The following is a 14,587-nucleotide window of genomic DNA, read 5'->3' on the forward strand; positions in this document are numbered from 1 at the left end:
GTACTAAAATGATCAAAAGTAATATTCTTGCCCTTGATGCTTCAACAGAAGCACTTTCAATTGTTTTACATGTAAAGGGACAAACATTTCATCATTTTGAAGAATGCCCACAGCAGCATAGCCAAAAAATTCTTCCGCTTATAGATGAGCTACTTAGTAAAGCCAACTGTAAATTAAAAGACTTAGATGTCATTGGTTTTGGCCAAGGGCCTGGTAGTTTTACTGGCGTGCGTATAAGTGTTGCAATTGCACAAGGGTTAGCTTATTCAACTAACTTGCCATTAGTTGGGGTGTCTACACTTGCGATTATGGCGCAGCAAGCTTTTGAACAAAATGGCAGCGCTAATGTATACCCAGCTATTGATGCTCGAATGGGTGAAATTTACTTTGCTCAGTACCAAGTAAACAACAATTTAATGCAGCTTGTTAATCAAGAGTGTGTGATCAAGCCTGAACTTTTAAACGCCGATTATATTTCAGATAACGAGCAAAACTATGTAGCTGTAGGCACTGGTTTCAAAACTTACCCAGATGCGCTTAATAATTTTGATAGCGTTTCTATTAATAGTGATATTACTCTACCAGATGCACGTTTTATGCTCGCCCTTGTTGATGCAGAGTTTTTAGCTGGTAATAGTGTTAAAGCAAGCGACGCTCAACCAAAATATGTACGCGATACGGTTACATGGAAAAAGCTACCTGGTCGCGAATAGGCTTAAGTTTGCAAATTGTTTAATTTTAAATCATAATTTTAACTATGTTTAAGTTTGGAGTTTGTTTATGACATTACCCATTGGTTCCGGTTTTTTTGCTGGAGATATTCCTGGTAGAGTAAGCTCAAAAAGTGTTGTCACTAATAAACCTCAAAGTGTTGTTGATCAAAATACAACACAAAAAACACACACAGATTATGTAAAAAGCAGTAAAGAAGGTGTCGAGCGCGCAAATGAGTTTTTTAAAGCCAGCGCGAGTACTACACAGTTCAGCCAAACAATTTACGACCAACCAACTGCACAAGTAAGCAAAGCAATTTCTACTTATACAGAGTTTGCTAATTTAGAACGCAGAGCAGAAGTACAAGATTTAATAGGCGTAGATATATACGCTTAAAGCCTTTTAAAAACAAAAAGCCCGAACAGTAGTTCGGGCTTTTGCGTTTAGTGTTAAATACTACTTTTCAATAAAGCCAATCAATTTATCTGCAATATCGGTATTGTTTTGTGAACCGATAAATTGCTCACTCCCTTTACCGTAAGCAAATACTTGAACGTCTACTGCGGTATGCCCGCCAGAAGTCCAACCGGTAAAGCTTGTGTCACTTATGATACTTTTAACAGCTAAATTAAGCGCTTTGTCGCCCATTTTTTTAGCTTGTTCAAGCTTGATTTTATTTTCAGTCGTAAATTCAATATTAGTGTTAGCATCCCATACTGACTTGAGGTCGTCAGTATCAAGTAATTGCTGAGTCAATTTACCTGCTGTTGCTTTAACACCTTTAATTACATCTGTTTCCCACTTAAATTGACCATGTGCGCCAAGCGTTAAACCACCAGTAGAGTGATCAGCTGTAATTACTAATATAGTATCTTTGTTTTTATCAACATAGGCTTTTGCTTTTTCGATTGATTTAGCAAAGTCATCCATTTCCGCCATTGCACACGCAATATCGTTAGCGTGACCACACCAATCAATTTGGCTGCCTTCGATCATTACAAAAAAGCCTTCTTTGTTATGGCCATCAAGTAAATCAAGTGCTTTAGAAGTAAGTTGAGTTAAACGAGTTGGGTTTTCATCAAGCGCGAATGGCAAGCCCTTTGATGCATATAAACCGATAGCAGGCAGTTGCGTAATTTGATTTAGGTTTTTAATATCGTCGCCATATTGATAACCAGCAGCTTTAAACTCGTCTACTAAATTACGGTCTTCGCGAATAAAATACTTTGTACCACCGCCTAACATTAAGTCGACGGGTAATTTACCTGCAATTTTATTATCGATGTAATCATTTGCTATTTCGTCGTAGTTATAACGAGACTCATTATGAGCTGTAAAGCTTGCTGGAGTAGCATGGTTTATTTGTGATGTAGCAACAAGCGCCGTTGTCATATCACGTTCACGCGCGATTTCTAGCATGGTTTTCACAGGTTTTTTTTCTGTGTCTACACCAACAGCACCATTGTAACTTTTATGACCGCTGCTAAGTGCTGTTGCGCCTGCTGCACTGTCAGTTACATAAGTATGATCGTCAGGGTATGTGGTAGCCATGCCTGTTAAAATTGAATCAAATACTGTTTTTTCAACGTCTTTGGTGGTTGGGTCGTCTTGAAAATAGCGATAAGCAGTCGTGTATGCTGGACCCATACCGTCACCAATCATATAAATAACATTTTTAGGCGCTGATTCTGCATAAACGCCAGAAGTAGTGCATAAAAGTGCCAATAAGCTTAATTGTTTTTTCATTGTTGTACCTTATGAGTGTACCTTATTTAATAGCCGTTGATATTGTATACAGATAGCATGATAAATAAATGAATATCTAAGGTTTTTGCATTAAATGAGCTTTCAGATTATTGAAAAAAGACTAAAGTTAAGGGGTATTTATTTTATTTATACTTATTATAAGTTTTATACATAAAACTTAATAGACATAGTTTTGGCTTAAAATCGTACTAAAAATGCTATGGATAAATATAGAAAATTGAAGTTATCTATCTAAGCACATGAAATATAATAGTTTTAAATCATCCTGTGTTTTTTATAAATCACAAGTATTTAAAGTGGTTTAATTACGCACCATTTGAGATGTTAGTGGTCAGACAACTTGTATGTTATAAATAACGACGCGCTACTAAAAGTAAGGAGTCAACGTGCAGCCATTTGATATTAAAACAAGCAATTTAAATATTCATGGCTTAAAGGTCGGCTCTGGGAAAGAAATCGTCATAGCACTGCATGGTTGGTTAGATAATTGTCATAGTTTTATGCCAATGTTAAATAATGTAGAGCCTATACATACTTGGTATTGCATTGATTTTGCAGGTCATGGTCTATCGAGCTGGCGAAGTGATGACGCACATTACTATTTTGTAGATTACATCGATGATTTACATGACTTTATAACCACACTTGGTTTTAAAAAAGTGCATCTAGTTGGGCATTCTATGGGAGCTATGGTGGCGGGGCTATATGCAAGTTGCTTTAGTGACTATGTTAAAAGCGTTACTTTTATAGAGGGCATAGGCTGCGTAACGACCCCAAGTGAGGATGTGTGTGAGCAATTAAAAAACGCAGTTTTAAACAGGGGCAGATTAAAAAATAAAAAAGCGCGTTTTTATAAGTCTAAACAACAAATTTATGATGCACGTGCTCAAACAACCGATTTGAATAATGAGCATGTAGCCATGTTGATGCAGCGCAATATTAAGCAAGTTTCAAAAGATTTTGTTTTAACTACGGATCCTAAGCTCAAAAATCATTCAGGTTTTAGGTTTGATGAAGCGCAATGTATTGGTGCAATAAAAGAATTAACTGCACCAAGTCAATTAATTTTAGGTAACGAAGGGTATTCGTTTGTAAAACAAAATTTAGAAAAGTATATTAGTTATTACAACAACTTGAAGATAATTAATGTTGATGGTGGGCACCATTGCCATATGCAAAGTAGTGAGCTATGTTTTGAGCATATTCAAGACTTTATGCAGCAAAATGGTGCATGTTAATTGTAAGTTTACGTGAAATGTGGGATTATTCCTGCATTAGAGTATTTGCTCAATTGTTAAAGCGCCTTACTTAGATTAAGGTTAATAAAAATATAATTATAAACAGGGGCTAAGAGTGGAAAAAATCTGGCTTAAGCGCTACCCAGAGGGTATGCCTGAAACAATCGATCCTGAGCATTATAACTCGTTACTCGAAGTGTTCGAAAAAAGTTTTTCTGATTACAAAGATTTACCTGCATTTACTAACATGGGTAAAACTTTAACTTATGATGAAATTGACTCGGCTACAAAAAAAGTTGCGTCATATATCCAAAATGATTTAGGTCTTAAAAAAGGCGATAAAGTCGCTGTAATGATGCCTAACTTGTTACAGACTCCTATTACTATTTTAGGTGTGCTACGCGCAGGATGTGTTGTGGTTAATGTTAACCCTTTATACACAGTACGTGAGCTTGAGCACCAGCTAAAAGATTCTGATACTACTGCTATTTTCATTCTTGCTAACTTTGCCGACACGCTTGAAAAAGCATTGGCTAAAACCGATGTTAAGCACATTGTTGTTACGCAAGTAGGTGACCTAGTTGGTGGCGTTAAAAAGCATATCGTTAATTTTGTCGTTAAGTACGTTAAAAAAATGGTACCAAGCTACAGCCTGCCTAATGTAATTAAGTTCTCAGATGTACTAAGCGCTGATGCTGCAAAGTACACTCGCCCAGAAATGCAATTATCTGACTTGGCTTTCTTACAGTACACAGGTGGTACTACCGGTGTGTCTAAAGGTGCAATGCTTAGCCACGGTAATATGGTTGGAAATCTTGAGCAAGTATCGGGTTGTTTAGATAAAGTTTTAGATAGAGGCACAGAAGTGGTTGTTACTGCTTTACCGCTTTATCATATCTTTGCTTTAACGGCGAACTGTTTAACGTTTATGAAATACGGTGGTTTAAACGTATTAATTACAAATCCACGCGACATGCCAGCATTTGTAAAAGAGCTTAGCCAAAATAAATTCACCGCTATTACAGGCGTAAACACATTATTTAATGGCTTATTAAATACCCCTGGTTTTGCTGAGCTTGATTTTAGTCATTTAAAAATGTCGCTTGGTGGTGGTATGGCCGTGCAGCGCCCTGTAGCCGAAAGATGGCAAAAAGTGACAAGCTCAAAACTAATGGAAGGTTACGGTTTAACTGAGTGTGCGCCACTTGTAACCGTAAGCCCGTACGATTTAGAAGCATACAACGGCTCTATTGGTTTACCAGCGCCAAACACAGAAATTAAGCTTATGCTTGATAATGGTGAAGAAGCAGCCAAAGGTGAACCAGGTGAATTATGGGTTAAAGGTCCACAAGTAATGCTTGGTTACTATAATCGACCAGATGCAACTGCTGAATGTCTTAAAGATGGCTGGTTTGCAACAGGCGACATAGCAACATACGATGACGAAGGTTTCTTTTACATAGTAGACCGTAAAAAAGACATGATTATTGTTTCTGGCTTTAATGTATTCCCAAATGAAATTGAAGAAGTTGTTGCGATGCATGATGGTGTGCTTGAAGTAGCAGCTATTGGTATACCTCACGATGTAAGTGGTGAACAAGTTAAAGTTTTTGTTGTGAAAAAAGACCCTTCTTTAACTGAAAAAGATATAATAAATCACTGTCGTGATAATTTAACTAATTACAAGGTCCCTAAACTGGTAGAGTTTAGAGATGAGTTACCTAAAACTAACGTAGGTAAAATACTCAGAAGAGCCTTGAAAGATTAGCAACCTATAAAAAAGCCGGCATTAGCCGGCTTTTTTATTGTAGGAGATTAAGTGCAATACCAATTGATCGAAACACAAAATCAGCTTAATACTTTTGTTGAGCAAATTAAAAGCAAACCTATCTTAGCAATTGATACCGAATTTATGCGCCGTCGCACTTTGTATCCAGAGGTTGCACTGATCCAAGTTTTTGACGGTGAGCTTTTAGCATTAATAGACCCACTGGCTGAACTTTCATTATTTGATTTTTGGGAGATTTTGAAAGATCCCGCAGTTTTAAAGGTACTGCATTCACCATCAGAAGATATTGAAGTTTTTCAAAAGTACGCAGGCTTTGTACCCGCTCCATTATTTGATACACAATTTGCACTGCAATTGCTTGGCGAGGGCAATTGTATGGGCTTTGCCTTAATGGTAAAAGAGCTATTAGGAATAGAAATAGATAAAAGTGAATCGCGTACTAATTGGCTACAGCGTCCTTTAACAAAAAAACAATTAGACTATGCAGCTGCAGATACTTTTCATTTACTACCATGTTATGAGCTTATTATTGAGCGTATTAATAAGGCTGAGTTATTTGATATTGTAATAAATGAAAGCGAATTAATTGCAAATAAACGCGCGTTTCAAACACCCGACGAGCTTTTATATAAAGACATAAAGAATGCATGGCAGTTAAAGCCGCATGAGCTCGCTGTTCTTAAAGAGCTAGCTGTATGGCGACGTAACAAAGCAATACGCAAAAACTTAGCGCTTAACTTTGTGCTTAAAGAGCACAATATGACTGAAATTGCTAAGCGCGGCCCTTCAAGCTTAAATTCACTTAGGCAAATTCCGGGCGTTGAATCAATGGAAGTTAATCGCTCTGGTGTAGAAATACTAAAATGTATTGAAACGGCTAAAGCAACCCCAGAAGAGCTTCATCCACCTGTACTTAAGCGTTTAATTGATTTTCCTAGTTATAAAAAGGTAGCTAAAGATATCAAACAAAAAGTAACTAAAGTGGCTAAAGAGCACAACATTCCTGAGGATGTTATGGCTTCTAAAAAGCAAATTAATCAATTGATTAGTTGGAATTGGAAGTTAACTGATGTGCAAAAACAAAAGCATATTAAGCCAGATTTACTAAGTTCGTGGCGCTATAGTTATGTAAAAGAAACATTAAAAGAGTGGGATAAATAGATTTTTTAAATCAGGCTTTTATGATTTCAACAAAATCTGAGTAGCCAGAGCTTATGTTTGCATGAACACAAAAACACCCACACTAAAAGAGTGGGTGTTTTACTAATTCGCAATAATACTTAATCATTTTAAGGTGCTAAACCTGGCGGTAGTTACATTAATAGTTACTCATTTACGCCTGTATGCACGCACAAAGTACAGTACAACAAATCATCTAACTTACAGGGTTTAAGTTAAGTGTTTCACCAAGTTATCAATACGATTTTCATACATCAAAAAATCATTCAATTATAATGATTGGTATTAAACAAAAACGGCACTTAAAGTGCCGTTTTTAATTTTACTTTTTTTCTTCGTCAGGTAGTGTCACGTTTAGCTCAAGTACGGCTAAATCATCTTCGTTTTGATCAAACTGTACCTGTACTGCATCAGTATTAACGTTCACGTATTTACGGATCACATCTAAAATATCTTGTTTTAATTGTGGTAGGTAATCCGGCGTTCCACGTTGAGAACGTTCGTGCGCGACAATGATCTGCAATCGCTCTTTTGCTAATGACGCGCTGTTTTTCTTTTCTGAGCGGAAGTAGTCAAGTAAAGACACATTAACCTCCAAAAATCCGTTTAAATAAGCCTTTTTTCTCAACATCTAAGAATCGAAAATCGACTGTTTCACCTAATAAGCGATTAATTGCATCTGCGTAGGCTTGGCCTGCATCAGAATCGCTATCAAGTATTACTGGTTGACCCGAGTTAGATGCACTTAATACTGCTTGCGACTCAGGAATAACACCCAATAGAGGGATCGATAGTATATCTTGTACGTCTTCTACCGATAACATTTCACCTTTTTCAACACGCTCAGGGTTGTAACGCGTTAATAATAAGTGCTCTTTAATGTTTTCTAGGCCTTCTTCAGCACGTTTTGACTTGCTGTGTAAAATACCTAAAATTCTGTCTGAATCTCGTACCGATGAGACTTCTGGGTTTGTAGTAACAATTGCTTCATCAGCAAAGTACATAGCCATCATCGCGCCGGCTTCAATACCCGCTGGCGAGTCACATACGATGTAATCAAAATCTTTTTTTAGTTCGTTAAGTACGCGCTCAACACCCTCACGGGTTAGTGCGTCTTTATCGCGAGTTTGCGACGCAGGAAGTAAAAACAATTTTTCTACGCGTTTGTCTTTTATAAGCGCTTGGTTAAGGTTCGCTTCACCATTAATTACGTTTACAAAGTCGTATACTACACGGCGTTCACAACCCATAATTAAATCTAGGTTTCGTAAACCAATATCAAAATCGATAATGACTGTTTTATAGCCTTTTAATGCTAATCCGGTGCCAATTGCAGCGCTTGATGTTGTTTTACCAACACCGCCTTTACCCGAGGTAACGACAATTACTTTTGCCATGAGATTTATCCTTTAACCAAAGCTGAAATTTCTAATGATTCGTCTTTTTGTTGTATTTGCACTGCATTTCCCCAGTGTTCTCCTTGTAGGGAATCACTGATCCAGTAGTTGCCATCTATTGAAACCAATTCGGCTTCAAGCTTTTGACAGAAAATGTGTGCTTCTTTGAAACCTTTTGCGCCTGCAATGGCGCGTCCGCGTAATGTGCCATAAATATGTACATTACCGTCGGCAATAACTTCTGCACCGTGGCTTACTGCGCCAAGTACAATTAAATCTCTATCTTTTGCATAAACTTGCTGTCCAGAGCGTACCGTGCCACTAATAATTTGTGCCGGTAAGTAAACCGTTTTTTCTACAATTGAGGTATTTGCCTCTTGTTTAACAGGTTCGCTCTTAACGTCTTGTGAATAATTTAATACAGAAAGGCCAGCGGCTTTAGCTTGCGCATGTTGCTCATCTGAGCCATTGCAAACACCTACCGCGTTAAAACTCATACGCTCAATGAGTGATTTTAAATGCACAAAATCAAGTGAGCTGTTTTTAATTTCTATTAAATTAACAACAATAGGAGCCCCTTCAAAAAATTTAGGGGCTTGGGCTATTTTTACATACAACTGTTCTGCTAAAAGGGTTATATCAGCACTATAAAGATGCAAAACTGATAACGTAAAAAGATTCCCTTTTAACTCAAAAATTTGGTCCGACATACACGCTCAATTGAATTGTCTGATCAGAAATTAATTTTAGATAAACACAGGCTGAATAAGGCCTTTATTGAAATTTCTAATCTAATTTTTCTAACTTATTATTACTCTCATGTTATAGTGTGCGGCATTGTTAAGCAAGAATTTATAGGCTCATAATGCTCACTGCGGTATATAAAAGTAAGAAAAAAGCGGATACCTTCTTATTTGTTGAAAAAAGAGATGATTTTAGTAAAGTTCCTGAACCTTTAATGGCCATGTTTGGTCAACCTCAATACGTTATGATCATTAACTTAGCAAAACGTGAACATTTAGGTGGCGCAGATTTAGAAACAGTTAAAGCAGCTTTATCGGATCCCGATAAAGGCTTTTATTTACAAATACCACCACCAGAAGAGAACTTGTTAAGTCAATTAAGAAAAGAAAATGGAGCTGATAGTGATTAAAAAACTGACCGTTTTATTATGTGGAGTGTGCTTAAGCGGCTCTGTAATGGCTAAAACGCAAGCCGAGTTTCAAACTTACTTAGCGAATTTAAAACACGAAGCAATAGCAAAAGGTTACGATAGCAAACTAATTGATGATGCTTTTGCAACCGCAACTTACAAAGAAAAGGTTGTTTCTGCTGATAAAAATCAGCCTGAAGTAAAAGAAACACTTGAAACGTATTTACCAAAACGTGTGCCGCAATGGAAAATTGACCGTGCACGTAAGCTCTACGCAGAAAACAAAGATGTGTTAGAGCAAGTAGCTAAAGAGTTTGGTGTTCAGGCGCGTTTTATAGTGGCACTTTGGGGCTTGGAGAGTAACTTTGGTGCTATTCAAGGTGGCCACAATGTTATTTCATCTTTAGTTACACTTGCTTTTGATGGTCGCCGAGAAGCACTTTATAAGCGTCAGCTTTGGGCTGCGCTAGATATATTAAAGTCGGGCCATATTACGCTTGATAAGTTTAAAGGGTCTTGGGCCGGTGCTATGGGGCAAACACAGTTTATGCCCACCTCGTTCAATGCCTATGCGGTAGATTACAATAACGATGGGCGTAAAGATATTTGGACTACCGAAGAGGATGCATTTGCCTCAATTGCTAATTATCTAAAGCAAGAAGGGTGGAACGACTCTCTTACGTGGGGTCGCCAAGTTCAATTACCTGAAAACTTTGACAGTAAATACGTTTTAGTACGAGGCACTAAAACACGTAAACAATGGCTTGAGTACTGGAATGATTCAGAGCGCTCACTTGCAGATTGGCAAGCCCTGGGTGTGCGTAAAGCTGACGGCTCTGACTTACCTAATGTTGATGTACGCGCTGCACTGGTAATGCCAGATGACATTAATGGGCGTATGTACTTAGCGTACGACAACTATAAAGTGTTTATGCATTGGAATCGCTCATATTACTTTGCCACAAGTGTTGGATACTTATCAGATAGAATTGGCTATCCTAAGATTTAAAAATGTTCATTTAACAATTTAAAAGCCGCACCCTTAAGAATATGCGGCTTTTTTAATGTGTATTATTCTTTATCTTTTTTAAATATTTTGTCTTTTAAATCGATAACTTTACCGATACCAGAGCCTAGCTTCATTAGCTTATTTAGTTGCTCTGGTGTTAAGCGCTGAAGCTCTGAAGACCATTTTGTTACCGCTTCAAGTAGGTTATGAATTTCCCCCATTTGTTTTTGGGCATAAAGCTCATCTTCGTTCACAGCTTCATCTAAAAGGTTATCACGCAGCAAACTTAAGGTAGGGTCAATCTCACGTTTTTTACGTTCTTCAAAAACACGATTGGCCATATCCCAAATATCACCAGCGGGGGCATAATATTCTTTTCTGTCGCCAGGAATATGTTGAACGCGAATTAACTGCCACGATTGTAGTTCTTTAATGCCCATGCTTACATTACCGCGAGAAATACTAAGCGCATCGGCTATTTCATTAGCTGTCATTGGGCTTTTAGTGATAATTAATAAACCACACATTTGCCCGATTGTTCTATTGAACCCCCAGCGGCTGCCCATTTCACCACAATGCATAACAAAGGCTAAATTTTTTTCGGATAAACTCATAGCTTTTTAACTTTCAGTAATTTCAGAAAGTAATGCTAGCATGCTGATTTTGGATAGCAAGATTTTAGCTACTTTATAAATCGATTTTAACGACTAAAGTATGATTTAGATTAATATTTACACATCTATATTGGGATATGTTGTACACACAACAGTAGACAAATAAATCCTTTTTTTATTTTTTCAATTACGATGGAATGACTATGAAAGCTGCAATAAATACTCAGTATAAAGGTAAATTACAAATAACAGACCTTCCTAAACCACAGGTGGGTATTAATGATGTGTTAGTTAAAATAGCGGCTTGTGGTGTTTGCCACACCGATTTACACGCATGTCATGGCGACTGGCCTGTAAAACCCAAAATGCCATTAGTACCCGGACACGAAGGTGTGGGTATTATTGAAGAAGTCGGCAGTAACATAAAGCATTTATCAGTTGGTGATAGAGTAGGTGTACCATGGCTTTATAGTGCCTGCGGACATTGTGAATTTTGTTTAGAAGGTAAAGAAACCCTGTGTTTATCTCAACATAATACCGGCTACTCAATTGATGGTGGTTATGCAGAATATTGCTTAGCTCATGGCGATTACGTTATAAAAATTCCTGATGGTTTAGGTTTCGCTGAGGCTGCACCATTATTTTGTGCAGGTGTTACTACCTATAAAGCATTAAAAGTTTCCGGCGCTAAACCGGGTAATTGGGTCGCTATTGTGGGTGTAGGTGGGCTTGGTCATTTAGCCGTACAATACGCAAAAGCTATGGGGTTTAATGTTATAGCTGTTGATACGGGGGAGTCTAAATTAGCTCTAGCAAAAGAGTTAGGGGCTGATATAACACTTGATTTTAAAAATGTTGTACCAAGTGAAGCAATATTTGAGCAAGTAGGTGGTGCACATGCGGTTGTGTGTACAGCTGTATCAAAACCAGGTTTTGAACAAGCTTATAAAAGTGTACGCCGTTGTGGTAAGTGTGTATTAGTCGGTTTACCTCCAGAGGACATGCCGCTTCCTATTTTTGATACCGTACTTAATGGCGTATCGGTAGTTGGTTCTATTGTTGGTACACGTAAAGATTTACAAGAATGTTTAGAGTTTGCAGCTCAAGGTAAAGTAAAAGCCATTATTGAAGAAAAACGCTTAGAGGATATTAACGAAATTTTTGATGATATGCTCAAAGGCGAAATTAATGGTCGAATAGTGGTTACTATTTAACCTGAATTAAGCCTTTATAAAACACAAAAAAAGCACGGATTCTAAATTAGAGTACCGTGCTTTTTAAATACTAAACTAATTACAGTGTGTAACTAAAGCTTAATTTAGCGTTACGTTCTTCACCTGGCATACCGCCTAAAAACATGGCTTTTGAGTAATACTTTTTGTTAAACAGATTGTTTAAGTTTAGCTGCATATGCCATTTATCTGTAGTGTACGAAACCGCTGCATCATAAACTGTGTAGCTAGGTACGTATCCATCAGGAATACTAAATGAGCTTGAATTAGTACTTCTGTTATCAACAAACGTAATACCACCGCTGATATTAACAGCCTGTGGTAAATTAAACATTTCTGCGTAATAAGTAACCCAGGTACTTGCAGTTACATAAGGTACACCTTTTTGGCGAGTATCGTAGCTACTGCTTGTTGGGTTAGATTTATCGCGTGCGTCTTGATAAACCCCATTTATATTAATTTTCCACTGCTCATTTAAGTGCGCATTTAAGTCAAGCTCAACACCCTTAGTTTGTTCTTCACCATCGTAATAGCTTTCAACTACATCTGAGTTTGATACACCAGCCTCATATAGAGGGTTGGCGTACTCTAAATTAGTACGTGCACTTTCAAATATAACAAGTGATGCTAAAAGCTGATCATCAAACGCTTTAAACCTAAAGCCTAAATCGTTGCTGATTGACTCAGAGTCTTCTCTGTCTGCTTCATTTCCAGCGACTGAACCTAATACACTGTATGCAGTACGTCCTTTCGCGTGGTTTATAAACACAGAAAAATCTTCAGTTGGTTGGTAAGTCGCGCCTAAGTTATACGTTAAACCACTGTCAGAAGTATTAGCTTCAGGCGTTGGCTCAGCACGACTTGAACTATAACGCTCATCAACACCAAAGTGCTCGTAAGATTGCTTAATACGGTTGTAAGCAACGCCTACACGTGTTGTTACTTCATCTGTAATGTAACCTACATGCTGAATACCTAAGCCCCATGCTTGTACTTTCTTATTATAGTCACTGGTTTTAAGTGGATCATAATCGTCAAAGTTACCTGTTGGCCAGTTTGGAGCGCTCATATCATAAATATATGGCAAGCTACCTTGGTACAATAAGTTACCTTCACTGTCGTAGATTTCTTTGTCTGCATCGTATATTGAGTACTGTTTAAAGCGTATATCTCTGTCTTCATAGTTAGCATTAACTAAAAGTTCATTATCTACATCACCAAGCATAAAGTCATAGCGCAGGTCTAAAAAGTATTGCCACGATTTTTCGTCGGCTTCTACTTGGCGATATTCTTGTCTTCGAGCGGCAAAGGGGTAAAGTACACCATCTTCAACAAGTGGTGCGCGAGGGTCATTGTTAATAATCCCATCACGTGTTGAATAAACGTAGTTAAACGCTCCTGTTTGGCGTGCAAAGCTTGATGTGTAGTTACGGTATTGCAGTTGTTGATTTAAAAATAAATCATCTGTAATAAAGTAATTGTGCGTTAGTTTAAAGCGTAATTCTTCACCTTCATTATCATCTGCCATTGGTGAAATAATACCATTGGTTCCGAAGTCGTAAGGGGTTAAACCATCAGTCGATGACAATGAATCAGCTAGCTGTTGTTGCTGATCTGACGTTAATTGTACGCCGCTGCCTGTAGGATCATTGACTAAATCAGCGCCTGTTACTTCGCCAGCGCTTAGGCCATTTGCAGTTTCTGCACTATAAATACGAATAGGGTGACCAATTGAGTCAACTGCAATTGAGTCCTTAATATAAGCACCAGAGAACATAATGTCCTGTTTATCACTTAATACATATTTAAGGGATGCGTAAAGCTCATCTCTGTCTTCTTTTAGATCACGGTACCCATCGCTAGAGGCTGTTTTTGCCATGACACGATAGGCTAAATTATCAGTGATTGCGTTGGTGCTATCAAATGCTAGTGAATAGCTATCCCATTGCCCTAGCTCAGCAGATATTTTATGTTTTTCTTCAAACTCTGGCTTTTTTTCAATTAAGTTAATTACACCACCAGCACTACCAATACCGTATAAACCTGTTGCTGGGCCTTTTAATACCTCAACCGACTCTACATTTGTTAAAGAACGTGTAGGATTAAATGTATTGCCAAGGCCTGCACCGCCATACATACCATCATAAGTATAGTTAGCGTCTAAGCCACGAATAACAAGATTGTCACCAATGCCATAGTTATTACCAGCTTGCGTTAAACCACTTACGTTACGCGTTAACTCTTGTAAGCTATCTACACCTTGTGACTCTATTAGTTCACGGTCAATAACAACAACAGGAGCAGGCGTTTCCATTAGTGACATATCAGATTTAGTCGCAAGACCTGAGCTCATTACTACTTGGTTTTGTTTTTGATAAACGCTAATACGTTCAATATTTTCTTCAGCTGATTGAGCAACTGCAATATGTGTATTTAAACATGCTAGGGTAACTAATGAGTATTTAAATTTTTTCATGGGGTGATAAGTATTCGCA

At 37.7% G+C, this 14,587-nt stretch carries 14 protein-coding genes; 8 read left to right on the top strand and 6 right to left on the bottom strand.

The genetic code is table 11. From position 1 onward, the window contains the following. The first annotated feature begins 8 nt into the window (after positions 1 to 8). A complete protein-coding gene (tsaB, locus tag ATS74_RS18355; protein ID WP_058550302.1) occupies positions 9 to 713 on the top strand; it encodes a tRNA (adenosine(37)-N6)-threonylcarbamoyltransferase complex dimerization subunit type 1 TsaB in 705 nt (234 codons plus the stop codon). A gap of 67 nt (positions 714 to 780) precedes the next feature. After that, on the top strand, positions 781 to 1,110 hold the full coding sequence (locus ATS74_RS18360) for a hypothetical protein (RefSeq protein WP_058550303.1): 330 nt from the start codon (positions 781 to 783) through the stop codon (positions 1,108 to 1,110). 60 nt (positions 1,111 to 1,170) lie between these two features. On the opposite strand, the gene ATS74_RS18365 is transcribed toward ATS74_RS18360, so the two are convergent. Beyond that, positions 1,171 to 2,460: an alkaline phosphatase gene (locus ATS74_RS18365; protein WP_058550304.1), complete on the bottom strand. Its 1,290-nt coding sequence runs from the start codon at positions 2,458 to 2,460 to the stop codon at positions 1,171 to 1,173. A gap of 407 nt (positions 2,461 to 2,867) precedes the next feature. Between ATS74_RS18365 and ATS74_RS18370 the strand changes: the two genes are divergently transcribed. The 3 genes from ATS74_RS18370 to rnd all read left to right on the top strand — a co-directional run bounded on the left by ATS74_RS18370 (position 2,868) and on the right by rnd (position 6,669). Beyond that, positions 2,868 to 3,719 carry an alpha/beta hydrolase gene (locus ATS74_RS18370; RefSeq protein WP_058550305.1) on the top strand — a complete coding sequence of 284 codons (852 nt, stop codon included), beginning with the start codon at positions 2,868 to 2,870 and terminating at the stop codon, positions 3,717 to 3,719. Positions 3,720 to 3,834: 115 nt separating this feature from the next. Beyond that, entirely contained in the window at positions 3,835 to 5,487 is a 1,653-nt protein-coding gene (gene fadD, locus ATS74_RS18375; protein ID WP_058550306.1) for a long-chain-fatty-acid--CoA ligase FadD, read from the top strand. 51 nt (positions 5,488 to 5,538) lie between these two features. Continuing rightward, complete coding sequence (rnd, locus tag ATS74_RS18380) at positions 5,539 to 6,669, top strand: ribonuclease D (RefSeq protein WP_058550307.1); 1,131 nt, start codon at positions 5,539 to 5,541, stop codon at positions 6,667 to 6,669. 340 nt (positions 6,670 to 7,009) lie between these two features. Here the strand turns inward: rnd and minE are convergent, their stop codons facing one another. From minE to minC, 3 genes are read right to left on the bottom strand one after another with little or no spacing between them, the layout of a single operon-like run. Then, the gene (gene minE, locus ATS74_RS18385; RefSeq protein WP_004586362.1) at positions 7,010 to 7,273 is read right to left on the bottom strand and encodes a cell division topological specificity factor MinE; all 264 of its coding nucleotides are present in this window, start codon (positions 7,271 to 7,273) and stop codon (positions 7,010 to 7,012) included. A 1-nt stretch (position 7,274) separates the two neighbouring features. Further along, positions 7,275 to 8,084 (bottom strand): septum site-determining protein MinD, encoded by an 810-nt coding sequence (minD, locus tag ATS74_RS18390; RefSeq protein WP_058550308.1) that lies wholly within the window; start codon positions 8,082 to 8,084, stop codon positions 7,275 to 7,277. 5 nt (positions 8,085 to 8,089) lie between these two features. Next, a complete protein-coding gene (gene minC / locus ATS74_RS18395) occupies positions 8,090 to 8,794 on the bottom strand; it encodes a septum site-determining protein MinC (protein ID WP_058550309.1) in 705 nt (234 codons plus the stop codon). Between the two features lie 155 nt (positions 8,795 to 8,949). Between minC and ATS74_RS18400 the strand changes: the two genes are divergently transcribed. Together ATS74_RS18400 and ATS74_RS18405 are read left to right on the top strand one after the other, a co-directional pair. Beyond that, positions 8,950 to 9,237 carry a YcgL domain-containing protein gene (locus tag ATS74_RS18400; protein WP_058550310.1) on the top strand — a complete coding sequence of 96 codons (288 nt, stop codon included), beginning with the start codon at positions 8,950 to 8,952 and terminating at the stop codon, positions 9,235 to 9,237. Continuing rightward, the gene (locus ATS74_RS18405; RefSeq protein WP_058550311.1) at positions 9,230 to 10,246 is read left to right on the top strand and encodes a lytic murein transglycosylase; all 1,017 of its coding nucleotides are present in this window, start codon (positions 9,230 to 9,232) and stop codon (positions 10,244 to 10,246) included. The genes ATS74_RS18400 and ATS74_RS18405 overlap by 8 nt, the downstream gene beginning before the upstream one ends. Before the next feature lie 62 nt (positions 10,247 to 10,308). On the opposite strand, the gene ATS74_RS18410 is transcribed toward ATS74_RS18405, so the two are convergent. After that, positions 10,309 to 10,860 carry a GbsR/MarR family transcriptional regulator gene (locus ATS74_RS18410; RefSeq protein ID WP_058550312.1) on the bottom strand — a complete coding sequence of 184 codons (552 nt, stop codon included), beginning with the start codon at positions 10,858 to 10,860 and terminating at the stop codon, positions 10,309 to 10,311. Positions 10,861 to 11,063: 203 nt separating this feature from the next. Here ATS74_RS18410 and adhP point away from each other — a divergent pair, with 203 nt between their 5' ends. Next, positions 11,064 to 12,074: an alcohol dehydrogenase AdhP gene (gene adhP / locus ATS74_RS18415; protein WP_058550313.1), complete on the top strand. Its 1,011-nt coding sequence runs from the start codon at positions 11,064 to 11,066 to the stop codon at positions 12,072 to 12,074. 79 nt (positions 12,075 to 12,153) lie between these two features. Here the strand turns inward: adhP and ATS74_RS18420 are convergent, their stop codons facing one another. Then, the gene (locus tag ATS74_RS18420) at positions 12,154 to 14,568 is read right to left on the bottom strand and encodes a TonB-dependent receptor (RefSeq protein ID WP_058550314.1); all 2,415 of its coding nucleotides are present in this window, start codon (positions 14,566 to 14,568) and stop codon (positions 12,154 to 12,156) included. Between the last annotated feature and the right edge of the window lie 19 nt (positions 14,569 to 14,587).

This window comes from Pseudoalteromonas sp. H103 (genome assembly GCF_001469205.1).
Taxonomy (GTDB): Bacteria; Pseudomonadota; Gammaproteobacteria; order Enterobacterales; family Alteromonadaceae; genus Pseudoalteromonas; species Pseudoalteromonas carrageenovora.